This window comes from Pedococcus sp. P2_E4 (genome assembly GCF_056403935.1).
Map to the genome: position 1 here is coordinate 25143 of NZ_JBFUEO010000021.1, position 22527 is coordinate 47669.

At 71.3% G+C, this 22527-nt stretch carries 22 protein-coding genes; 4 read left to right on the forward strand and 18 right to left on the reverse strand.

What is annotated here, in order from left to right:
- Positions 1 to 65 precede the first annotated feature (65 nt).
- The 15 genes from AC1DV7_RS11400 to AC1DV7_RS11470 all read right to left on the reverse strand — a co-directional run bounded on the left by AC1DV7_RS11400 (position 66) and on the right by AC1DV7_RS11470 (position 16358).
- On the reverse strand, positions 66 to 752 hold the full coding sequence (locus AC1DV7_RS11400; protein ID WP_477597237.1) for a GntR family transcriptional regulator: 687 nt from the start codon (positions 750 to 752) through the stop codon (positions 66 to 68).
- Positions 753 to 804: 52 nt separating this feature from the next.
- Positions 805 to 1653, reverse strand: a complete 849-nt coding sequence (locus AC1DV7_RS11405) for a bifunctional allantoicase/(S)-ureidoglycine aminohydrolase (protein WP_477597238.1) — start codon at positions 1651 to 1653, stop codon at positions 805 to 807.
- Positions 1650 to 3026 carry an allantoinase AllB gene (gene allB / locus AC1DV7_RS11410; RefSeq protein WP_477597239.1) on the reverse strand — a complete coding sequence of 459 codons (1377 nt, stop codon included), beginning with the start codon at positions 3024 to 3026 and terminating at the stop codon, positions 1650 to 1652. The genes AC1DV7_RS11405 and allB overlap by 4 nt, the downstream gene beginning before the upstream one ends.
- A 16-nt stretch (positions 3027 to 3042) precedes the next feature.
- Positions 3043 to 3912: a fumarylacetoacetate hydrolase family protein gene (locus AC1DV7_RS11415; protein WP_477597240.1), complete on the reverse strand. Its 870-nt coding sequence runs from the start codon at positions 3910 to 3912 to the stop codon at positions 3043 to 3045.
- Complete coding sequence (locus tag AC1DV7_RS11420; protein ID WP_477597241.1) at positions 3909 to 5039, reverse strand: glycerate kinase; 1131 nt, start codon at positions 5037 to 5039, stop codon at positions 3909 to 3911. Before AC1DV7_RS11420 ends, AC1DV7_RS11415 begins: the two co-directional genes overlap by 4 nt.
- An 8-nt stretch (positions 5040 to 5047) precedes the next feature.
- The gene (gene gcl / locus AC1DV7_RS11425; protein ID WP_477597242.1) at positions 5048 to 6826 is read right to left on the reverse strand and encodes a glyoxylate carboligase; all 1779 of its coding nucleotides are present in this window, start codon (positions 6824 to 6826) and stop codon (positions 5048 to 5050) included.
- 46 nt (positions 6827 to 6872) lie between these two features.
- Positions 6873 to 7796: a 2-hydroxy-3-oxopropionate reductase gene (locus AC1DV7_RS11430; protein WP_477597276.1), complete on the reverse strand. Its 924-nt coding sequence runs from the start codon at positions 7794 to 7796 to the stop codon at positions 6873 to 6875.
- Positions 7797 to 7826: 30 nt separating this feature from the next.
- Positions 7827 to 8636 carry a hydroxypyruvate isomerase family protein gene (locus AC1DV7_RS11435; protein WP_477597277.1) on the reverse strand — a complete coding sequence of 270 codons (810 nt, stop codon included), beginning with the start codon at positions 8634 to 8636 and terminating at the stop codon, positions 7827 to 7829.
- A 283-nt stretch (positions 8637 to 8919) separates the two neighbouring features.
- Positions 8920 to 9246 carry a hydroxyisourate hydrolase gene (gene uraH / locus AC1DV7_RS11440; RefSeq protein ID WP_477597243.1) on the reverse strand — a complete coding sequence of 109 codons (327 nt, stop codon included), beginning with the start codon at positions 9244 to 9246 and terminating at the stop codon, positions 8920 to 8922.
- Positions 9246 to 9740, reverse strand: a complete 495-nt coding sequence (gene uraD / locus AC1DV7_RS11445) for a 2-oxo-4-hydroxy-4-carboxy-5-ureidoimidazoline decarboxylase (protein WP_477597244.1) — start codon at positions 9738 to 9740, stop codon at positions 9246 to 9248. The genes uraH and uraD (AC1DV7_RS11445) overlap by 1 nt, the downstream gene beginning before the upstream one ends.
- Positions 9737 to 11668 carry a 2-oxo-4-hydroxy-4-carboxy-5-ureidoimidazoline decarboxylase gene (gene uraD, locus AC1DV7_RS11450; RefSeq protein ID WP_477597245.1) on the reverse strand — a complete coding sequence of 644 codons (1932 nt, stop codon included), beginning with the start codon at positions 11666 to 11668 and terminating at the stop codon, positions 9737 to 9739. The genes uraD (AC1DV7_RS11445) and uraD (AC1DV7_RS11450) overlap by 4 nt, the downstream gene beginning before the upstream one ends.
- Positions 11669 to 11832: 164 nt before the next feature.
- Positions 11833 to 12741 carry a factor-independent urate hydroxylase gene (pucL, locus tag AC1DV7_RS11455; protein WP_477597246.1) on the reverse strand — a complete coding sequence of 303 codons (909 nt, stop codon included), beginning with the start codon at positions 12739 to 12741 and terminating at the stop codon, positions 11833 to 11835.
- 214 nt (positions 12742 to 12955) lie between these two features.
- Positions 12956 to 13489: a helix-turn-helix domain-containing protein gene (locus tag AC1DV7_RS11460; RefSeq protein ID WP_477597247.1), complete on the reverse strand. Its 534-nt coding sequence runs from the start codon at positions 13487 to 13489 to the stop codon at positions 12956 to 12958.
- A 50-nt stretch (positions 13490 to 13539) separates the two neighbouring features.
- Positions 13540 to 14796, reverse strand: coding sequence for a DUF6986 family protein (locus AC1DV7_RS11465; protein WP_477597248.1), 1257 nt, complete (start codon positions 14794 to 14796; stop codon positions 13540 to 13542).
- Positions 14793 to 16358 carry an NAD-dependent malic enzyme gene (locus AC1DV7_RS11470; protein ID WP_477597249.1) on the reverse strand — a complete coding sequence of 522 codons (1566 nt, stop codon included), beginning with the start codon at positions 16356 to 16358 and terminating at the stop codon, positions 14793 to 14795. Before AC1DV7_RS11470 ends, AC1DV7_RS11465 begins: the two co-directional genes overlap by 4 nt.
- Before the next feature lie 160 nt (positions 16359 to 16518).
- Here AC1DV7_RS11470 and AC1DV7_RS11475 point away from each other — a divergent pair, with 160 nt between their 5' ends.
- The 4 genes from AC1DV7_RS11475 to AC1DV7_RS11490 all read left to right on the forward strand — a co-directional run bounded on the left by AC1DV7_RS11475 (position 16519) and on the right by AC1DV7_RS11490 (position 19858).
- Positions 16519 to 17055, forward strand: coding sequence for an NADPH-dependent FMN reductase (locus tag AC1DV7_RS11475; protein ID WP_477597250.1), 537 nt, complete (start codon positions 16519 to 16521; stop codon positions 17053 to 17055).
- 82 nt (positions 17056 to 17137) lie between these two features.
- Positions 17138 to 18451 (forward strand): Na+/H+ antiporter NhaA, encoded by a 1314-nt coding sequence (nhaA, locus tag AC1DV7_RS11480; RefSeq protein WP_477597251.1) that lies wholly within the window; start codon positions 17138 to 17140, stop codon positions 18449 to 18451.
- Between the two features lie 45 nt (positions 18452 to 18496).
- Positions 18497 to 18901 carry a phage holin family protein gene (locus AC1DV7_RS11485; protein WP_477597252.1) on the forward strand — a complete coding sequence of 135 codons (405 nt, stop codon included), beginning with the start codon at positions 18497 to 18499 and terminating at the stop codon, positions 18899 to 18901.
- 45 nt (positions 18902 to 18946) lie between these two features.
- Positions 18947 to 19858: an alpha/beta fold hydrolase gene (locus AC1DV7_RS11490; RefSeq protein ID WP_477597253.1), complete on the forward strand. Its 912-nt coding sequence runs from the start codon at positions 18947 to 18949 to the stop codon at positions 19856 to 19858.
- A 12-nt stretch (positions 19859 to 19870) separates the two neighbouring features.
- On the opposite strand, the gene AC1DV7_RS11495 is transcribed toward AC1DV7_RS11490, so the two are convergent.
- The 3 genes from AC1DV7_RS11495 to nth are packed head-to-tail and all read right to left on the reverse strand — an operon-like array spanning position 19871 to position 22478.
- Positions 19871 to 21082 carry a MarP family serine protease gene (locus AC1DV7_RS11495; protein WP_477597254.1) on the reverse strand — a complete coding sequence of 404 codons (1212 nt, stop codon included), beginning with the start codon at positions 21080 to 21082 and terminating at the stop codon, positions 19871 to 19873.
- Entirely contained in the window at positions 21082 to 21765 is a 684-nt protein-coding gene (locus AC1DV7_RS11500) for an NUDIX hydrolase (RefSeq protein ID WP_477597255.1), read from the reverse strand. Before AC1DV7_RS11500 ends, AC1DV7_RS11495 begins: the two co-directional genes overlap by 1 nt.
- A gap of 8 nt (positions 21766 to 21773) precedes the next feature.
- Positions 21774 to 22478, reverse strand: coding sequence for an endonuclease III (gene nth / locus AC1DV7_RS11505; RefSeq protein WP_477597278.1), 705 nt, complete (start codon positions 22476 to 22478; stop codon positions 21774 to 21776).
- Positions 22479 to 22527 lie beyond the last annotated feature (49 nt).

A 22527-nucleotide genomic window follows, 5' to 3' on the forward strand; every position in this document is an offset into this window, starting at 1 on the left:
TATCCGGCGGCTCGTCGAGGAGCGCGAGCGCGTGCGTGAGCCACTCGATCCGATATGTGGGCAGGTCAGCTGCCGAGGCGGGAGATGCATGCGGTGAGCCGGTCGTGGTGGGCCTCGGCGACCGCCTTGAGCGTCTCGGCGTCGCGCGCGACGAAGGCGTCGAGCATCTGCTGGTGGTCCTCGCGCATGCCGGCGCGGTCCTGCTCGGTGGTGCGCATCATGGTCTGGACGGGCTCGGTGAGGTTCCAGGCGATGTCCAGCATGTGCAGCAGCCGTGGCATGCGGCACGGCGCCAAGAGTGCCTCGTGGAACTCGCGACTGGCCCGCTGGAAGGCTGCCGCGTCGTCGGCAGCCACGGCGCGGTCCAAGGCCTCGTGGATCGCGGTCGCCCGCTCGTGGTCGGCCGTACCCGACTGCCGCACCGCGACCTCGAGAGCAGCAGCCTCGAGGGCCCCTCGCACGACGTAGAGCTCGTCGAGCTCGGTCTGCGAGAGGGCCGTCACCGTGTAGCCGAGCCGCGGCTGGTGCTCCAGCAACCCCTCGCCGAGCAACGTCTTGAGCGCCTCGCGGACCGGGATAAGGCTGACGCCAAAGAATGCGGCGACGTCGTCGAGCGGGATCGGACTGCCCGGCGGGACCGCCCCGGAGGCGATCACGCGGCGCAGCTCCGAGAGCACCTGCGGCCCGGAGACGTAGGCGTCCTCGCGGGTCAGCAGGCTGACGATGCCCGACTGCCGCCGCGGCTGCGTCATGCCCCACCTCCTCGACCGGTCACCGCACCATCATGCTCCCGGATCCCGGCACCTACAGGAGCTGACGGCTGAGGACGGCGTGCCGGTTGACGTCCTTGTAGAGCAGGTAGCGGAACCGGCCCGGCCCACCGGCGTAGCAGGCCTGGGGACAGAAGGCGCGCAGCCACATGAAGTCGCCCTCCTGGACCTCGACCCAGTCGTTGTTGAGCAGGTAAACGGCCTTGCCCTCCAGCACATACAGCCCGTGCTCCATGACGTGCGTCTCGGGGAACGGGATCGCCCCGCCGGGCTCGAAGTTCACGATGTTGACGTGCATGTCGTGCCGCACGTCGGCCGGGTCGACGAACCGCTGCGTGGTCCAGACCCCGTTGGTGCCGGGCATCTCTCCTGCCTGCACGTCGGCCTCGTTCGTGACGAACGCCTCGGGCACCTCGACGCCCTCGACGACCTGGTAGGCCTTGCGGATCCAGTGGAACGTCGCGGTCGCGTCGCCATGGTTGTACAGAGTCCACGTCTGTCCCGGCGGGATGAACGCGTAGCCGCCGGTGGCGAGCTCGTGCGTCTGGTCGCCCAGGGTCAGCGTCAACCCACCCGCCACGACGAAGAGAACCCCCTCGGCGCCCGGGTCGGCCTCGGGCTTGTCCGAGCCGCCGCCCGGCGAGACCTCGACGATGTACTGCGAGAACGTCTCGGCGAAACCCGACAGCGGTCGCGCGATGACCCAGAGTCGCGTGGCGTCCCAGAACGGCAGGTTGCTCGTGACGATGTCGGTCATCGTCCCCCGCGGCAGGACGGCGTACGCCTCGGTGAACACCGCACGGTCCGTGGTGAGCTGGGTCTGCGGCGGCAGACCCCCGGGTGGGGCGGCGTAGTAAGGGGTCACGGTGCGGGGGGTGGTCATCGCTGTCCTCTCGTCAGGAGCCGACCGCGCGGGTCGGCCTCGATGTCGACCGGTATGCCGCGCAGCCAGGTCTGGCGCACCGCCCCGGTGAGCGTGCGGCCGGCATACGCCGACACGGGGTTCTTGTGGCGCAGGGAGGCGACGTCGACAGTGAACGACTCGTCGGGCGCGAAGACGACGAGGTCGGCCGTCGCGCCCACGACGATCCGGCCGCGGTCGGTGAGGCCCACCTGGTCGGCTGGACCCTCCCCCATCCAGCGCACGACATCGACGAGCGAGTGCCCGCGCTCGCGGGCCTCGGTCCAGACGGCGGGGAGCCCGAGCTGCAGGCCGGCGATGCCGCCCCAGGCCTCGCCGAAGTCGCCCGAGTCGAACCGCTTGAGGTCCTCCGTGCACGGCGAGTGGTCGGAGACGACGGTGCGGATCACGCCGTCCTCGAGCCCGGCCCAGAGGCGGTCGCGGTTGTCGTGCTCCCGGATGGGCGGGCAGCACTTGAACTGCGTCGCCCCGTCGGGGATCTCCTCGGCGTCGAGCGTGAGGTAGTGCGGGCAGGTCTCGACGGACAGCCGCAGGCCCTCCGCCTGGGCCTTGGCGATCAACGGGATCGCGTCGGCGTCGGACAGGTGCAGGACGTGCGCCCGGCCGCCGGTCTCACGCGTCGCGTCGATGACCTCGGCGATGGCCCGCTCCTCGGCCTCCTTGGGACGCGAACCCAGGAACCCGGCATACCCCTGGCCGTGCGGGTGGGGCGCGGACTCGATGGTCTGCTCGTCCTCGGCGTGCACGATCACGAGACCGTCGAAGGTCGCGGTCTCCGCGAGGGCCTCGCGCAGCTCGGACGCCGACAGGTGCGGGAACTCGTCGACGCCGGAGTGGAGCAGGAAGCACTTGAAGCCGAAGACGCCGGCCTCGTGGAGCGGTCGCAGGTCGGCCAGGTTGCCGGGCACGGCCCCGCCCCAGAAGCCCACGTCCACGTAGGACTGGTCTCTGGCGACCGCGCGCTTCTCATCCAGGGCGGCGACGGTGACGGTCGGCGGGATGGAGTTGAGGGGCATGTCGATGATCGTCGTGACGCCACCAGCCGCAGCCGCCCGCGTCGCGCTGGCGAAGCCCTCCCAATCGGTGCGACCTGGCTCGTTGACGTGCACGTGGGCGTCGACGAGCCCGGGGAGCAGCACCTCGTCCTCGGCCAGCTCGACCACCCGCGCGCCGGGCACGTCGGTGTCGTAGGGGTCGACAGCGCGGATGCGTCCGTCCGCGACGGAGACCGCGACGGAGACCTCTGCGCCGTCGACCACGGCACGCCTCGCGCGCAGGACCACCTCTGCCGTCACGTCCGACCTCCTCCCGGCACCGTCCACCGAACCTGCCATGACCGTAATCCCTGCCTCAGCTCGCCGCTGCCGGTGCGGCGGAACGCGCGTGGTCCACGACCCGGCTCCGGTGGCTGCCGAGCACCCCGCCGTCGGCGCACACGATGTCGCCGTGCCGCAGGTAGGGCCGAGGCTCGGGCTGGCCCATGGCCACTCCTGCCGGCGTACCCGTGATGACGAGGTCACCGGGCTCGAGCGTCATCAGGCCACTGACGTAGCAGAGCAGCTCGGCCACCGAGAAGAGCATGTCGCGGGGCGAGCCGTCCTGCCTGAGGTCGCCGTTGACCGAGAGCCGCAGCCTGACGTCGGCGGGGTCACCCAGCTCGTCCGGCGTGACCAGCCATGGCCCGACCGGGCAGAAGGTGTCGGCAGACTTGCCCTTGGTCCAGGTGCCGCCTCGCTCGAGCTGGAGCGCGCGGTCGGAGACGTCGTGGGCCAGCACGTAGCCGGCGACGGCTTCGAGTGCGCGGTCGTGGTCGCGCTCATGCGTCAGCGGGGCACCCAGGGCGACGCCGAGCTCCACCTCGTAGTCGGTCGTGACCGACTGCGGCAGCAGCCGGATGTCGTCGGCGGGCCCGCACACCGAGGTCGGCGCCTTGAGGAACACGACAGGCTCGGAGGGCAGCGGCACCCTCGCCTCGGCGGCGTGGTCGCGGTAGTTGAGTCCGATGCCGATGACCTTGCCGGGCCTCACGAAGGGCGCACCGAAGCGGACGCCGTCCTCTCTCGGAAGGCGTTGCAGCGCAGCGGTGTCGACCGTGTCGAGCCTGCCCAGGAAGGTGGCATCGAGGTCGCTAGTCACGGTCGAGAGGTCGAGGAGCGAGCCGTCGTCGGCGACCACCACGGGGCGCTCGGCCCCCGGCAGCCCGACCCTGGCGAACCTCACCGCACACCGCCGAGGTGCTCGCGCGCGATGCGCGCACCGATCCGCTCCAGCAGTGGTCCAGGCGCGTCCAGCGCCTCCTGACGCGTGGCCCCCTCGTCCACGAGCGCGTATGCCGCGTGCAGGCCTGCCGCTCCCAGCTCGGCAGGCGTGAGCGTGACCTGGCCGGCCACCGCCACGGCGGGCACCCCCTTGTCGCGGGCCAGTGCTGCCACGGCGGCTGGGGCCTTGCCGTGCAGGGTCTGGGCATCCAGCGATCCCTCGCCGGTCACGACGAGGTCGGCCCCGGCGACGGCATCGGGCAGGCCGGTCAGCTCGAAGACGAGCTCGGCCCCCGGTCGGGTCGTCGCACCGAGGACGGCCACCAGCCCGAAGCCGACCCCTCCCGCTGCCCCTGCTCCAGGTGCGTTGCGCTGGTCACGACCGGTGGCCCGCGCCACGAGGTCGGCCCAGCGGGTGAGGGCGGAGTCGAGCAGCTCGACGTCCTCAGGACCCGCGCCCTTCTGCGGGCCGTAGACCGCTGCTGCGCCACGGCTCCCCGTGAGCGGGTTGTCGACGTCGCAGGCCACGACCAGCTCGGCCCCGGCCAGGCCGGGGTGCAGCCCACGGAGATCGAGTCGGGTCGCATCGTGCAGCCCAGCTCCCCCGGGCTGCACGTGGCTGCCACTCGAGGTGCCGATGGTGGCGCCGAGCGCCTCGAGCAGCCCGGCCCCGCCGTCGGTGCAGGCACTTCCGCCGATGGCCACGACCACGCGCCGCGCGCCCGCGTCCAGGGCAGCGGCGATCAGCTCACCGGTTCCGCGACTCGAGGCGGTCAGCGGAGCGGTCCGACCACCGGGCAGCTGGGCCAGCCCCGAGACCTCCGCCAGCTCGACCACGGCCTCCGCGCCGCGGACCCCGTAGGCAGACTCGCACGGCACACCCGTCGGGCCGGTGGCCCGCACGGGCACCCGGGTGAACCCCGCGGCCACCGCCGCGGCGAGGGTGCCGTCACCCCCGTCGGCGACGGGGACGACGGTCACCTCGACGTCGGGCAGCACCGAGCGAAGGCCGTCCGACAGGTGCCCCGCGACCTCGGCGGCCGTCAGGGTGCCCTTGAACTTGTCGGGGGCGAGCAGGACGCGGGGCATCGACGGCCCTAGTCCAGGTTGGCGAACAGCGCGGTCGGGGCGTCGGCGCCGCCGGCAGCCAGCTCCTCGAACTCGGTGACGCCATCGATGCTCAGGCCCATCGAGACGTTGGTGACGCGCTCGAGGATGACCTCGACGACGACCGGCACGCGGTACTCCTGCGCCATGGCCTTCGCCTTCTCGAGGGCGGGGTGGATCTCCTCGGGGTCGAAGACGCGGATCGCCTTGCAGCCCAAGCCCTCGACGACCTTGACGTGGTCGACGCCGTAGCCGCCGACCTCAGGGCTGTTGATGTTGTCGAACGACAGCTGGACGCAGTAGTCCATGTCGAACCCGCGCTGCGACTGCCGGATCAGGCCGAGGTAGGCGTTGTTCACCAGGACGTGGATGTAGGGGATGTTGAACTGCGCCCCGACGGCCAGCTCCTCGATCATGAACTGGAAGTCGTAGTCACCGGACAGGGCGACCACGGTCTCGTCGGGGGCCGCCGTGGCGACCCCGAGTGCGGCAGGGACGGTCCAGCCGAGCGGGCCGGCCTGGCCGGCGTTGATCCAGTGCCGGTCCTTGTAGACGTGCAGCAGCTGGGCCGCCTGGATCTGGGAGAGGCCGATCGTGGAGACGTACCGGACGTCCTTGCCGAAGGCGCGGTTCATCTCCTGGTAGACGCGCTGCGGCTTGACCGGCGTGACATCGAAGTTGGTCTTGCGCCACATGGTCGCCTTGCGGTCACGGCAGGACTGGGCCCACTCGCTGCGGTCGGCCAGGCGCCCGGCATCGCGCCGCTCACGGGCCACCTCGGCGAAGAGCGACAACGCGGCCTTCGCGTCGGAGACGATGCCGTAGTCAGGCGCGAAGACCCGGCCGATCTGGGTCGGCTCGATGTCGACGTGCACGAACTTCCGACCCTGCGTGTAGGTCTCGACGTCACCGGTGTGGCGGTTGGCCCAGCGGTTGCCGATGCCGAGGACGAAGTCCGACTCGAGCATCGTGGCGTTGCCGTAGCGGTGGCTGGTCTGCAGACCGACCATGCCGGCGTTGAGCTCGTGGTCGTCAGGGATGGTGCCCCAGCCCATGAGCGTCGGGATGACGGGCACGCCGGTCAGCTCGGCGAGCTCGACCAGCAGGTCTGCGGCGTCGGCGTTGATGATCCCGCCGCCCGCGACGATCAGCGGTCGCTCGCTGGCGGCCAACAGGTCGAGCGCCTTCTCGACCTGGGGGCGGGTGGCGGCCGGCTTGTAGGTCGGCAGCGGCTCGTAGGTCTCGACATCGAACTCGATCTCGGCCAGCTGGACGTCGATCGGCAGGTCGATGAGCACGGGGCCCGGGCGTCCCGAGCGCATCAGGTGGAACGCCTGCTGGAACGTGCCGGGGACCTGGGCCGGCTCGAGGACCGTGACGGCCATCTTGGTCAGCGGCTTGGCAATCGACGCGATGTCGACGGCCTGGAAGTCCTCCTTGTGCAGCTTGGCGACCGGCGCCTGGCCGGTGATGCACAGGATCGGGATCGAGTCGGCGCTGGCCGAGTAGAGGCCGGTGATCATGTCCGTGCCCGCAGGACCGCTGGTGCCGACGCAGACGCCGATGTTGCCGGCCCTGGCCCGGGTGTAACCCTCGGCCATGTGGGAGGCGCCCTCGACGTGGCGGGCCAGCGTGTGGTGCAGGCCGCCATTGGTCTTCATCGCCTTGTAGAAGGGGTTGATCGCCGCGCCGGGCAGGCCGAAGACGTGGGTCACCCCTTCCTTCTTGAGAATCTCGACGGCCGCTTGGGCCGCAGTCATGCGTGCCATGGTGGTGCTCCTGGTTCGGGAGGTTCAGGGATGTTCGAGGGAGGGGTCAGGGGGTCTGACCGGAGAGGCGCTGGACGCCGCGCAGCAGGGCCGAGTGGTCGAGGCCGCCGTCGCCGTTCGCGCGGGCGGAGGCCATCAGCTGGGCGACGAGCCCGCCGAGGGGTACGACCACCCCGGCCTCGCGCGCGGCACTCGTCACGATGCCGAGGTCCTTGTGGTGCAGGTCGATCCGGAACCCGGGCTCGAAGGACTTCTTCGCCATGTTGTCGCGCTTCTGGTCGAGCACCTTGGAGCCGGCGAGTCCGCCACCGAGGACGTCGAGCGCCGGGCCGAGGTCGACACCGTAGGCCTCGAGGAACACGACCGCCTCGGCCAGCGCCTGGATGTTGGCGGCCACGATGAGCTGGTTGGCGGCCTTGACCGTCTGCCCTGCGCCGTTGCCGCCGACGTGGACGACGGTCTTGCCGACGACGTCGAACAGCGGCTTCGCCTCGGCGAAGTCCTCGGCCGAACCGCCGACCATGATCGACAGGGCGGCGTTCTTGGCACCTGCCTCGCCACCGGAAACCGGGGCGTCGAGGAGCCGGAACCCCTTGTCCTGCGCGGCCTTGGCCAGCTCCACCGTGACGTCGGGGCGGATGCTGGAGAAGTCGATGACCAGCGTGCCCTCCTTGGCGCCCGCGAAGACGCCGTCCTCGCCGAGGAGGACGTCCTGCACGTCGGGGCTGTCGGGCACCATGACCGCGACCACCTGGGCGTCACGCACCGCATCCGCGACCGACGTCGCCGCGGTGCCGCCGGCGTCCACGAGGGGCTGGGTCTTGTCGGGGTGCAGGTTGTAGCCGACGACGTCGTGCCCGGCCTCCTGGAGGTGGACGGCCATGGGGCTGCCCATGATGCCGAGTCCGATGAAGGCGATGGTGGTCATGTCGTGCTCCTTGGTGGTGGTGCGGCAGCGGTCGTGCGGCAGCAGTCGTGCGGCAGTCGGTCAGATCAGGGTTCAGGCGCCGCGACGTTCGCGCGGCAGCCAGCCGAAGCTCTCGGGGGTGGTCGCGGTGGTGGGCTTGTACTCGAGCCCGACCCACCCGGCATACCCGCTCGCGGCGAGGGCGCCGAGGTGGCGCTGGAGGTCGAGGTCACCCGAGCCCGGCTCACCGCGTCCGGGCGCGTCGGCGACCTGCACGTGGGCGGTGCGGTCGGCGTAGGCCGCGATCGCGGCGTCGAGGTCGTCGCCGTTGGCGGCGAGGTGGTAGAGGTCGAGCAGGAACCCGACGTTCCTCGCGCCGGTCGCACGCACGTCGTCGACGACCGCCACGGCGTCGGCCGCGGTGCGCAGCGGGTAGGGCTTGGGACCGCTGACCGACTCGACGAGGACGGTCGCCCCGATCCGGTCGGCGGCCTTGGCCGCAAAGGCGATCGACTCACGACCGAGCGCGTCCTGCTCCTGCGCCGACACCCCCTCGACCCGGTTGCCGAAGAGGGCGTTGAAGGCCGAGACGCCCAGGCGCTCGCCGATGTCGACCGTGACGTCCACGTTGTCGCGGAACTGCTGCACACGGTCGGGGATCGAGAGCACACCGCAGTCGGGGCCGGCCAGGTCGCCGGCGAACAAGTTGAGGCCGACCAGCTGCACCCCCGCGTCCTGGACGGCGCCGACGAAGGCGTCGACCTCTCCGTCGCCGGGCACCGGCTGGTCGGGCCACGGCCACCAGAACTCGACGGCGTCGAAGCCCGCGGCCTTCGCGGCGGCGGGCCGCTCGAGGAGCGGCAGCTCGGTGAACAGGATCGAGCAGTTCACCTCGTAGCGCAGTCCGTGGTCCGTCACGACGATCTCCTTGTTTCCGTATTGTGGAAGTTTTTTTCCAACTAGTGAGAGAGTAGGCGGCATTTCGTTGCAGCGTCAAGAGCGCCGGGGCGGTCGTCTCAGCGGGCGGCGGAGATATATCCGGCCGAGGCCCGGTGCCGCGCGAGCAGCCGCTCCCCTGCCCAGACCGCTTGTGCGGCAAGGGATTGCTCGTCGGCCGTGACGAGGCGGTCGCCGTCGACGACGGGGCGACGTCGGCCGGCTTGCCCACCTCCAGAAGCCGATCCGGTCACGACCCCCGGTAGGTGGCGTAGCCGAACGGGTTGAGCAGCACGGGTACGTGGTAGTGCTGCGCGGCATCGGCGATGGTGAACACCACGACCACCTCGGGGTAGAACGCCTCGACCCCCTGCGCCGCGAAGTAGCCACCCGAGGCGAAGCGGAGCCGGTAGTCGCCGGTCTCCAGGCGCTCCGGCCCGATGCTGCCGACCCGTCCGTCGCCGTCGGTGATGCCGTCGCCGAGCGCCTCTCCCGCAACGGATTCCAGCACGACCGTCACGCCGGCTGCCGGCTTGCCGAGGCTGGTGTCAAGGACGTGCGTGCTGAGCGTGCCCATCAGGAGGCCACCTCTCGTAGTCGGAGCAGCGCGATCTCGCGCAGCTGGGTCACGGTCTCCTCGCGCTCGGCGTCGTCGTCGTTGTCGAGCCTCCGGTCGAGCTCGGCGAGGATCTCGGGCGCCGAGCGACCTGCGGCCCGGATGAGGAACACCCGGTCGAACCGCGCCTCGTATGCCGCGTTGCCGGCAGCGAGCGCGCGTGCCACCTCCGCGTCGGCCGGGTCCACCCCGGCCTGCTCCCGCGCGCTCGCGGCTGCGTTGTGGTGCGGGCTCCCCGCCCGTTCGCCGATGCGTGGGTGGCCGGCCAGCGCCGCCTCCAGCTCCTCGTCGTCGAGGTGCTGGGCGGCGGCGCCGGCGGTTTCTTCGAGCTCCGGCCACCCGGCATACGGTCGGCCGTCGCGGACGGCGGCCACCCACCTGGGCACCGGGAGGCACGCAGTCAGCTGCTCGTCCAGCTCGGGCGCAGGCAGCGCGTTGAGGCGCTCGAGGGTCATCGGCCCTCCACGAACCGGGTGCGGGCGGAGTGGATCGGGTTGGCGTCGGCCACAAGGTCATCAAACCGGTAGCCGGCGATCTTGGCGATCTCCACGAGCGCCGAGGCGTGTTCCTGCGCCGGGGAGTTGTTCAGGCGCTCCCAGCCGGTACGCACGACCTGGTCGAAGGAGTCGCGGTCGCGCACACACGTCACGAGCGGGAAGCCGAACCTGTCGCGGTACTGCGAGGTCAGCTCGGCCAGCTCACCGTGGCCCTTCTCGTCGAGCCGGGTGAGGCCGAGGACGGACTGGTCGCGGTAGGACTCGGAGTCCTCGTCACCCTCGGCCACGCTGTCGGCGCCGAGGTCGGGGTAGGAGTCGATCAGCTGGCGCTGCTCGTCCCCGGCGGCCGAGAACAGCGCCTCCTGGAAGGCACGACGCAGGTCGCTCGTGTCGCTGAACGGCCGCGAGTCGAAGGCCCTCTCGACCACCCAGCGCGGCCCCTGGAAGAGGCTGCCGAAGGTGTCGGCGAAGTCGTCGCGGGACATCTGGTTGACCTCGCTGAGCCGCACGAGCGACCCCGGAGCGCCCGCCACCGCCGGACCACGGCCGGACCCGATGTGGTGGAAGAGGAAGTTCAGCACGATGGCGGTGATCGAGCCGAGCGTGATGCCCGAGCCCAGGATGATCTGGGCCCAGTCGGGGACGGCCTTGGCGACGTCGGGCTGTGCGGTGACGTACATCGCGAGGCCGACCGCGGTGGCGACGATGACGACGTTGCGGTGGTCGTGGAAGTCGACCCGCGACAGGGTCTGGAAGCCGACGACCGCGACGGTGGCGAACATCGCCAGCGCAGCACCACCGAGCACCGGGTGCGGGATGCCCGCGACGACAGCGCCGGCCTTCGGGATCAGGCCGATGACGACCATGATCAACCCCGCGGTCGCGACCACGTAGCGGCTCTTGACGCGGGTCAGTCGGACGAGGCCGACGTTCTCGGCGAAGCACGTGTAGGGGAAGGAGTTGAAGACGCCGCCGATCGTGGTGGCTAGGCCGTCGGCGCGCAGGGCGCGAGCGATGTCCTCCTTGCCGATCCGCTTCTCGACGATCTCACCGGTGGCGAACACGTCACCGGTGGTCTCGACCGCGGTGATGAGCATGACGACGATCATCGAGATGATCGCGGCGACCGAGAACCTGGGCCAGCCGAAGTGGAACGGCGTGGTCACCCCGATCCAGCCCGAGCCCGACACCGAGTCGAAGTGCGCGTCTCCGAGGATCCACGCGATGACGGTGCCGACCACGAGTCCGACGAGGACGGCCACGGTGGCCATGAAGCCCTTGAAGATCCGCTGGATCGCGACGATGAGGGCGAGGGTCCCGAGCGCGTAGGCCAGGTTGCGTCCGCTCGAGGGGTCGAGGGTCGGGCCGGCGCCGCCGGCAGCATCCGCTGCGGCGACCGGCAGCAGGGCGAGGCCGATGATCGTGATCACCGACCCGGTCACGACCGGCGGGAAGTAGCGGATCAGCTGGCTGAAGTACGGAGCGACGAGGAAGGTGACGAGGCCGGCAACGATGACCGCGCCGTAGATCACGAGGAGGCCGTCGGTGCCACCGCCCGCGGCCATGCCGATGGCGATCATCGGCGAGACGGCCGTGAACGTGACCCCTTGCAGGAGAGGCAGCTTCACACCGACCTTCCAGAACCCGATGGACTGGATGATCGACGCGATGCCGCACGTGAACAGGTCGGCGTTGATGAGGTGGATGAGCTCCTGGGTCGACAGCCCGATGGCGCTGGCCAGGAGGATCGGCACGATGACCGCGCCGGCGTAGAACGCGAGCACGTGCTGGAAGCCGTAGATCGCCAGCTTCGGGATGGGCAGGACCTCGTCGACCGGGTGGCGGGAGGCGCGCTGGGACTGGGGTGTTGCGGTGGCTGCGCTCATGACAGGCACCTTTCGGGAGGCTCCGGGGAGGAGGGGGTGCAGGAGGGAGGCGTGCTCGAGGGTGTGCCCGAGGAGGGCAGGCTCGACGTCGTGACCGGCCGATCGGGGTCCCTGCGAGGTGGTGCGAAGCGGCGCGGGCTGTCAGGCGGTGGTGCGGTGGTGCGTCAGCAGAAGCCGGGCACGGTGAGCCAGGCGTCGCCGGCATCAGAGCCGTTCTCGCGCTGGACGGTGGCCTCGATCAGTCCGTAGGGACGGTCGGCGGCGATGAACACCTCGCCCGGGTTGTCCAGCCCGAACGGGGCGAGGTCGACCAGGAAGTGGTGCTTGTTGGGGGCGGAGAACTTGATCTCGGCGACGTCCGGGTGGGCGGCCAGCACGGCCGAGCCCATCGCGTAGAGGCTCTCCTGCAGGGCGCGGCTGTAGGTGGTCGCGAACGTCTCGAGGAGCACCGAGCGGATGTCGTCGAACGACTTGTTCCAGTCCACTCCCTCGGTGGTCTCGTAGCGCCAGCGCGCCACGAGCGAGGTCGCGAGGATCCGGTCGTCGGTCTCCTTCAGGGTCGTGTACTCGTCCTTGAGGTAGCCCTTGAACTCCGAGCCGGTGGACTTGAGGACGACGAGGTCCTTGACGCCGGAGACCACCCAGGCGCGCGGCTCGGCACCGCTGCGGTCGCGGGTGACGACAGCGGTGCGTACCTCGCCGCCCCGCTTCACGAACGCGTGGTCGTGACCGGTGCCGCCCACCTCGATGCGGTCCCAGGCGTACTCCTCCACCTCGATCCGGCTGGCGGTCGCGGCGGGCGTGACGTCGAGGAAGCGCTGGCCGAGGGTGAGGGCGTAGTCCTCCGGGGAGGTGACGCCGTGCTCCTTGGCGAACGCGAACGCGGTGTTCTTCTGGGTGTCGGTGGGCAGGACGTTGGCCTGGTCACCGGTGGTGTGCGCCTCGGTGAAGTCGCCGCGCAGGGCGGTCGACACGTTGAGGTCGCGGATCTCGTGGCGGGCGGTGTCGCGGTAGACGCGGACGACTCGGTTCTCCGCCTTGCCGTACTGGTTGGGTCCGAGGACGAAGCTCATGGTGCTCCTTGCGGTGCCCGTCGACCCTGGGCGGGTCAGGCGTGGGGGCGCGGATGGCTTCCCGAGCGATTCGGAGGTCTTCCGAATGGTGGAAACCTGTTTACGAATGATGGAACGATAAGCGCGCTGGCGTGACCCAGTCAACAGTTTGTTGAAAAATTCGTGGCCGCGAGGTGAGCCGGGCGCAGAGACGCGTGCGTCCGGGTATGCCGGGTCAGCCGGTGGTTTCGGCGGCGGACTCGCGGATCCGGTTGAGGTAGTTGTAGACCGTGAACCGGGTCAGGCCCATCGCCTCGGCGACCGTCTCCGCGCTGCGGCGCATCTCGAAGGCCCCACGCTCCTCCAACAGCCGGACCGCGTGCTGCTTCTCGGCCCGCGGCAACGCCGACAGCTGACCACCGAGCTCGCGCTCGACGTCGGCGATGAGCCGAGAGAGCCCGTCGGTGAGGTCGGTCGCGCCGGCCGTGCCGTCCGCCGCACCGGCCACCGGCGCGGCGGCGGTCACCGCGTCGACGTCACCCAGCGTGAGGGTCACGCGGGTCGCGCCGTGGGACAGAGCCTCCTTGAGGGCGCCCGCGACCGCGTCGACCACGACGTCGACCTCACCCTCCACGGACGTGCCGAGCGGGCCTAGGTCGGGTGACAACCCGGCATACCGGAGCGCGTCGGCAGACGCGGTCACGTGGGCGGGCAGCTGGTCGTCCTCACCGTGGAACGGCTCGGTCGTGAACTCCACCCGCACGCGCATGCGGACAACCTACTCGGGGCAGGCGCCTGCGCCCCTGGCTCCCCGGTGGGTCAGCCCGACGTGCGCCTCGCGAGGCGGTCGATCGCACGGCGGTCCAAGCCGGTCAGGCGGTGGACCTCCTGCTCGTCCGTGGCACCGCAGTCCAGCGCGCGGACCACGAAGTCGGACAGGGCCCTGGCAGTGGCGGGTTCGTCCATCACTCCCGAGGCGACCTGACCGACGTAGTTCTCGAGCCGCACGCAGGCGGCCTCGAGGCCCTCGCGGTAGAACGCGTAGGTGGCGAGGAACCTGCTCGGCAGCTGGGCGGGGTGCAGGTCCCAGCCCTGGTAGTAGCCGCGCTCGAGCGAGCGTCGCACCAGGCGGCTGTGGAGTCGCCAGGCGGCGCGGACCTGTTCGCTCGAACCGACCGGGAGGATGTTGGTGGACCCGTCGGACAGGTGCACGCCGGTGCCGGCCGCCGCGACCTGCATGACGGCCTTGGCGTGGTCGGCCGCCGGGTGCTCCATCGACTGGTACGCAGCGGCGATGCCGCACGAGGCGGAGTAGTCGTAGGTGCCGTAGTGCAGTGCGGTGCAACGGTTTCCGGAGGCATGGACCATCCGCGCCACGAGGGCACTGCCGTCGGGGCCGCAGATGGCCTGCGGTGTCTCGATCTGGATCTCGAACCTGATCGCGCCCGGTGTGAGACCGACGCCCTGCTCGATCTGCTCACAGGCCACCACCATCGCCTCCACCTGCTCCACCGACGTCACCTTCGGGAAGGTCACGACGAAGCCGTCGGGCAGCCGGCCGTCGCGGGTGACGGCCTCGACGAAGCGCGCGAACGTCCGCACGCCGCGGGCTCGCGTCGGCGCCTCGAAGCTCTTGAACCGGATGCCGCTGAAGGCGGTGGCCCGGCCGGTGTCGATGGCCTGCAGGAGCGACTGCGCTGCCGCGTCGACGGCGGCGTCCTCCTCCTCGTCAGCGCGGGTGCCGTAGCCGTCCTCGAAGTCGATCCGGAGGTCCTCGATGGCCTCGCGCTCGAGCTTGTCGCGCAGGCGGCCGTGGAGGTCCTCGGCGAGGTCGGGTCGCAGCCCGAACGCCTCGCCGAGGTCGGTCGCCCCGGGGCCGTGCTGGGCGAGGACGCCGAGGGCCTCCGACCGCCAGCGCGGCACGAGGTCGGAGTCGTAGCGGTCGGCGGGCACGTAGACGGTGTGGACGGGTTGGCGCACCGGCCGCTCGCCCGGAAAGCGTGCGGCGAGCTGTGCGTCCGCGTCACGGAGCTGCTCGTCGAGGGTGGCGCCGAGGGCGTTGAGGTCGACAGTCATCGGGTGGGAGCCTCCGGGCTCGTCTCGGTGGGAGGTGGGTCGGTGGGGAGCGCGTCGGTGGGGAGCGCGTCGGTGGGGAGCGCGTCGGTGGGGAGCGCGTCGGTGGGGGACGCGGCGGTGGGCACCAGGATCGCCTCGCGCGCGGTGGAGCCGGTATGCCGCCTGGCCTGCTCGGCATGGCGGCCGCCGGCCGCCTCGCGCACCGCCGCAGCCACCGCCGGGGCGACGTCGGCATCGAAGACGCTCGGCACGATGTAGCTGGCATTGAGCTCGTCGGGGTGGACGCAGTCGGCGATGGCGGACGCTGCCGCGATCATCATCTCGTTGGTGATGTCACGGGCGCCGGCGTCGAGCAGCCCACGGAAGAATCCGGGGAAGGCCAGCACGTTGTTGATCTGGTTGGCGTAGTCGGACCGGCCGGTCGCCACGACGGCCGCGTGGTGGCTGGCCGCGACGGGGTCGACCTCGGGGTCGGGGTTGGCCATCGCGAAGACGATGGCCCCTGCCGCCATCGACGCGATGTCGTCCCCGTCGAGGAGATTCGGGGCGGAGACACCGATGAACACGTCCGCCCCACGCAGCACCTCCTTGAGGGTGCCGGTGGTGCGGGAAGGGTTGGTGTGGCGGGCGATCCACCCCCGGAACTCGTCGACGTGGTCCGCCTCGGGGTCCAGGGCGCCGCGGCGGTCGCAGCCGATGATGTCGGTGGCGCCCTGGGCGTCGAGCAGCCGGACGATGGCGTGGCCCGCCGCACCCACCCCGGAGACCACGATCCGCACGTCCTCCAGCTTCTTGCCCACGACGCGGAGGGCGTTGCGCAGGGCCGCGAGGGTCACGATGGCGGTGCCGTGCTGGTCGTCGTGGAAGACCGGGATGTCCAGCTCGTCGCGCAGCCGCGCCTCGATCTCGAAGCAGCGGGGGGCGGAGATGTCCTCGAGGTTCACGCCCCCGTAGACCGGGGCGATGGCCTTGACGATGCTGATGATCTGCTCGGTGTCCTGGGTGTCGAGGCACACCGGCCAGGCGTCGACGCCCGCGAACTGCTTGAACAGCGCGGCCTTGCCCTCCATCACCGGCAACGCGGCAGCCGGCCCGATGTTGCCGAGGCCGAGGACCGCCGAACCGTCGGTCACGACGGCGACGGTGTTGCGCTTGATGGTGAGGCGGCGGGCGTCCTCGGGGTTCGCGGCGATCGCGAGGCAGACGCGCGCCACGCCGGGGGTGTACGCCCGAGACAGGTCGTCGCGGTGTTTCAGCGGCACCTTGGGCACGACCTCGATCTTGCCGCCGAGGTGCAGCAGGAACGTGCGGTCGCTGACCTTGCGCACCGTCACGCCGGGGACAGCGGCGATCTGGGCGGTGATCTGCTCCGCATGGTCGGCGTCCGAGGCGTTGCAGGTCACGTCCACGACGAGCGTCTCGCCCCGCGACTCGACGACGTCGAGCGCCGTGAGCGCGCCACCCGCTGACGCGACGGCGGCCGCGATGACACCGGTGGTGTCGATCGCTGCCGGCGCGGCAGCCCGCACCGTGATGGAGTAGCCGGGACTGGGAGCGGTCATGGCGCTACCTCGCTTTTCCACAATGCGGATACCAACTTCTGTTCAACGGAACTGTAGGCCCGATCCGGTCCCGGCGACAACCCTCGTCCCATCCGATGCTTCACGCATCTCGTCGCAGGCGCAGTGAAGCCGGCGGGACGCCCGGACCTAGGCTGCCGCCATGGCTCCCGTGCGTCTGTCCGTCGTGATCGCCAGCACCCGACCGAACCGCATCGGTCCCAGCATCGCCGAGTGGGTCCTCGCCGCCGTGCCCCCGGAGTTCGACGTCACCGTGCACGACCTGCGCCAGCTGGCACTGCCGTTCCTCGACGAGCCGGGGCAGCCCGCCGACGGCAACTATGCGCACGAGCACACCCGCCGCTGGTCGGCGGCGATGCAGGCGACCGACGCGCTCGTCCTGGTCATGCCCGAGTACAACCGGGGCTACAACGCGGCGCTCAAGAACGCGATCGACTTCCTCTACGCCGAGTGGGAGGGCCTGCCCGTCGGGTGCGTCGGCTACGGCTGGCACGGGGCCGAGTACGCCAAGTCGGCCCTGCGGCAGACGCTCGAGCGGGTCAAGATGACGGTCGTCGACGGTCCGGGGCTCTCGTTCGGCAAGACCCTCACGCAGGAGGGCCAGGTGCTCGCGGGCGACGCCGAGAACCAAGGGCTCGCGGCGATGTTCGCCGAGCTGCGCGCCACCGCCCGCCCCTAGACTGGGGGCCTGGTGTGCCGGGAAGTCTGGTCGGCGGCGTCTGCGGACGTCTGACCCGACGTCGACCCCGAAAGGCCCCCGCGTGAGCCAGAGCCCCCTGCGCACCCGCCTCTTCGCGCGGACCAGCTGGCCCGAGGCGCAACACGTCGCGGCAGCCCTGCGCACCGAGACCGTCGGCGGTGCCTTGCTGCTCACCGCGGCTGTGGCAGCCCTCGTCTGGGCGAACTCACCCGGGCACGAGGCGTACGCGTCACTGCGCGACCTGCGGGTCGGGCCGGCCGCGCTGCACCTCGACCTCAGTCTCGGGCAGTGGGCGGCCGACGGCCTGCTCGCGCTGTTCTTCTTCGTGGCCGGGCTCGAGCTCAAGCGCGAGTTCCTCGTCGGCGAGCTCCGGACTCCCGCACGGGCCGCACTGCCCGTGGCCGCCGCCCTCTGCGGCGTGGCCCTGCCCGCCCTGCTGTATGCCGCGACCGTCACCACCCTGGGCGCCGACGGGGAGGCGTTGCGAGGCTGGGCGATCCCGACAGCCACCGACATCGCGTTCGCCCTCGCGGTGCTGGCCGTCATCGGTACCCACCTGCCGTCGGCCCTGCGGAGCTTCCTGCTGACCCTGGCCGTCGTGGACGACTTGGTGGCCATCACGATCATCGCGACCTTCTACACCCGGAGCCTCGACGTCGCGCTGTTGGGCCTGGCCCTGCTGCCCCTGGGTGCGTTCGCCTGGCTGGTGCAGCGCCGCATCGCCCACACCTGGCTCCTGCTGCCGCTGGCTGCCCTCACGTGGGGGCTCGTGCACGCCTCGGGAGTCCACGCGACGGTGGCGGGGGTGCTCCTCGGTCTCGTGGTCCCCGTCAGGGCCCGGGGACGCGTGTCCCGGGTGAGCACGCTGCACGCCGACACCGATGTGGCGCAACGGTTCGAGCACCGGCTGCGCCCGCTGTCGGCCGGGGTCGCGGTCCCGGTGTTCGCCTTCTTCGCCGCGGGGGTCCGCGTGGTGGGTGGCGGCTTCGGCGAGACCGTGCGGGACGAGGCGGCGGTCGCCGTCGTCCTCGGTCTGGTCCTCGGCAAGCTGGTCGGGGTGCTCGGAGGCACCTGGCTGTTCGCGCGCTTCACCCGGGCCGAGCTGGACGAGGACCTGGCCTGGTGGGACATCGTCGGCCTGTCGCTGCTGGCCGGCGTCGGCTTCACCGTGTCGCTGCTCGTGGGCGAGCTGGCGTTCGGCGCCGGCAGCGCGCGCGACGAGCACGTCAAGCTGGCGGTGCTGATGGGCTCGCTGCTGGCCGCGGTGCTGGCGGCCGTGGTCCTCCGCACACGCAACCGCGTCTACCGGCGCCTCGAGGCTCTCGAGAGCCGCGACGAGGGCGACGGCGTGCCCGACCCCGCACCACGCGGTTAGGGTGGGGAGCCGGTCTTGAGACACGAAAGCGAAGGTGAGCGGCCCATGGCCTCCAACCGCACGAGCACGCAGGGCACCGAACGCACCATCGGCCAGCTCGTCGCCGACGCCACCCACGACGTGTCGACCATCGTCCGCAACGAGATCGCGCTGGCGAAGGCCGAGATCACCAGCGACGTGAAGAAGGCCGGCACCGGGGCAGGCATGTTCGCCGCTGCGGGCTTCGTCGCCCTGCTCGGGCTGATCTTCCTGTTCCACACCATCGTCGCGGTGATCGACATCTGGCTGCCCGAGTGGGCCGGCTACCTCATCACCACGGGCCTGCTGTTCCTCGTGGCCGCCGTCCTCGCGCTGCTCGGGCGGGCGAGCATGAAGAAGATGCAGGGCAAGCCCGAGCGCACCATCAAGAACGCGCAGGACACGATCGAGACCCTCAAGTCCGGATCCTGACCTGCGCACCCACCGGGCCGACACCGCCGACCTCCCGCCATCCCGATGAGCGGTGACGCGTCGATGGCCCTCATCGAGGGTCCGTGGGAGCACCGCTTCGTCGCCGCCAACGGCGCCCGCTTCCACGTCGCCGAGATGGGCGAGGGCCCGGTCGTGCTGCTGCTGCACGGGTTCCCCCAGTTCTGGTGGGCCTGGCGGCACCAGCTCGAGGCGCTGGCCGAGGCGGGCTACCGCGCCTGCGCGCTCGACCTGCGCGGCTACGGCGCCTCCGACAAGCCGCCTCGTGGCTACGACACCCGCACCTCGGCCACCGACGTCGCCTCGGTTCTGCGCTCGCTGGGCAGCTCACGCGCCGCGATCGTCGGACACGGCTGGGGCGGCTGGATCGCCTGGAGCATGCCGACCCTGCAGCCCACCGTAACCCGTGCCATCGCCTCGCTGTCGATGCCGCACCCGCTGGCCTTCCGCAAGGCGTCGTTCTCGGACCCCCGTCAGCTCAAGGCCAACGCCTACCTCGGCGGGCTGCAACGACCGTTCGTGCCCGAGCGGCAGATGACGGTGCACGGAGGCTACGTCCAGCGCCTGCTGCGCGAGTGGGCGTCGCCCGAAGGCATCTGGCCCTCCCCGGAGGAGGCGAGCCTGTATGCCGACGCGATGGCCCTGCCGTTCGTCGCCCACAGCGCGGCCGAGTACTACCGGTGGGTGGTCCGCAGCCAGGTCCGCCCCGACGGGTGGCGGTTCGCCCAGCGCATGCGGTCCCCGATCACCGTCCCGGTGCTCCAGCTGCACGGTGAGCACGACGGCGCGGTGCTACCGAGCACGGCAGCCGGCTCGGCGGCATACGTCTCCGGGCGGTTCGAGCGGCACCTGGTGCCACGGGCGGGGCACTTCCTGCCCGAGGAGGCGCCGGACGTCGTCACCCGGCACCTCGTGGACTGGCTCGCCACGCTGCCCTGACCGTCGCGGACGTCAGCCGGCGACGCAGGGACCGGTGTCGACCGGCGAGCTCGCCGACGTGGCCGCGTCGAGAACGGGACGGGCCTCGTCGAGCGTGAGCGCGTAGCCCGTCCTCGTGTCGTCGAGCGACTTGGCGAAGATGACGCCGACGACGCGGCCCTCGGGGCTCAGCAGCGGACCCCCGGAGTTGCCGGGCTGCACCTGTGCGAACAGGGAGTAGACCTCACGGCTGGTGCCCGGCTGGCCGTAGATGTCCGAGCCCTTGGCCTGGACGACCTCGCGCACGCGGGCGGGGTCGAGTCGGTAGGGCCCGTCGAGGGGGAAGCCGGCCACCACGCCGCTGTCGCCGCGCTTGAGCTCAGGCCCCTGACGCAGGGCCTCGGCCGGCAGCCCCGGGACGTCGAGGACGGCCAGGTCGCGCCGGGGGTCGAAGATGACGACCCGGCCCGTGTAGGAGCGGCCGGTGCCGTGGATGCGCACGGTGGCGGACCTGAGGCCCGCCACGACGTGGGCGTTGGTGACGACCTTGTCGGGGGCGACGACCCAGCCGCTGCCCTCCTGGCCACGGTTGCAGGACTCGGCGACGCCGGTGATCTTGATGACGGAGCCCGCGGCCCGGAGCACCCCGGGGCCCTGTCCGACGCTCTGGTCCGGCGGCGCCACCGGGGCGATCCGCTCGGCCTCGAGGCCTTCGAACACGCGAGGGAAGCCCTCACGGTCGAGCACCTCACGGAAGCCCGCGAACAGCTTGGACGTCTCGGGCGGGACGACGGTGTCGATGGTGCGCAGGACCCGGGACTCACCGATGGCCTTGGCGATCGGGGCGGGGGCACCGCCGCGCAGGGCCCCGGCGATGAACCACACGAGCACCGACGCGGAGATGACGACGGCGATCGCGCCGAGCACGGAGTCGAACGCCTGGGCCGGCTTGATCCGCAGCTGCGAGCGCAACCTGCCACCGAGCGTCACGGCGATGGCCTGACCCACCGAGGCCAGGATGAACACGCCCGCGATCAACACGACCGACCGCAGCAGCGGCGACGACTCGAACTCGGTCCACTGGTGGATCGCCTGCGGCAGCAACCACATCGCGATGGCGCCACCGGTGAGGAACCCTGCGAGCGACAGGGCGCTGACGACGAGCCCCTGGCGGTAGCCGGTCACGCCATAGCTGAGCAGCAGCAGCAACAGCAGGTAGTCGAGGACGGTGAGTCCGAGGAACATCAGGCTCGGCCTTCCGTCGCAGTCCGGGTCAGGGCGTCTCGTCGACCGGGCTGGTAGCGCTCGGGCAACGGACGTTCGACTCCACGGTCCCACGGGATGGTCATCCCGCCGAAATCGAGCACCGCCGACAGCAGGGAGGCGGTGAAGCCCCACACGAAGAGGCCGTCGACCTCGAACCCCGGGCCGCGGTAGCCGCTGGGGTGCGTCACCGTGAAACGCCCGGCCGGGTCGAGCAGGTGGGCCACGGGCGCCCGGACGGCCCGGTGCACCTCGCGCGGGTCGATGTCGTCGACGGTGCCGGGTTCGCGCCACCAGCCGAGGACCGGCGTCACGACGAACTTGCGGGGGCTGAGGTAGATCTCGGGCAGCTGGGCCACGACGTCGACGGACGCCGGGTCGATGCCCACCTCCTCCTGCGCCTCACGCAACGCCGCCGCCGCGTCGGAGTCGTCGAAGGGCTCGCGCTTGCCACCCGGGAAGGAGATGTCGCCCGGCTGCGAACGCAGCGAGTGCGCGCGCTCGGTCAGGACGACGTCCTCGCCGCCGCCCTCGTGCGGACCGACGAGGATCAGCACGCTCGAGCGCTGGCCGCCCTCGGGGGGCGGCGCGAACTGGGCGAAGTAGCCCTCGTCGGTCGCCTCGATCTCCGCGCGGGCGCGGTCGAGCCAGGCGGGACGAGCCACGGGTGAGGTCACAGCGGTCCGGGCCCCACGGCATACGGCCAGGGTGCGTCGGCCGCGCTGGGAGCGAGCTCGAACTTGAGCAGCTTCGCGGCCTTGGCCGGGTCGGTCTCGCCGATGCCGTATGACGGGCAGAGCCGCGCGACGGGGCACGCGCCGCAGGCGGGCTTCTTGGCGTGGCAGGTGCGCCGGCCGTGGAAGATGAGGACGTGGCTGAGCATGGTCCAGTCCTTGCGGGGGATCAGCGTGCCGACGACCTGCTCGACCTTGACCGGGTCCTCCTCGGCGGTCCAGCCGAACCGTCGCACGAGCCGGCCGAAGTGCGTGTCGACCGTGATGCCGGGGATGTCGAAGGCGTTGCCGAGGACGACGTTGGCCGTCTTGCGGCCCACGCCCGGCAGGGTCACCAGGTCCTTCATGCGCGGGGGCACCTCGCCGCCGTAGCGCTCGACCAGGGCGGCGCCGAGGTTGATCACCGAGCTGGTCTTGGCGCGGAAGAAGCCGGTGGGCTTGAGGACGGCCTCCATCTCCTCGCGGTCGGCGCCGGCGAGGGCCGCAGCGTCCGGCCAGCGCGCGAACAGCTCGGGGGTGACCTTGTTGACCATCACGTCGGTGGTCTGGGCTGACAGCACCGTCGCGACGAGCAGCTGCAGCGGGCTCTGGAAGTCGAGCTCGGCGTGGGCGTAGGGGTAGCGCTCGTGGAGCAGGCGGTACATGCGGCGCGCCCGTCGGGTGAGCGCGACCGGGGACTCCTCACGGATGGCT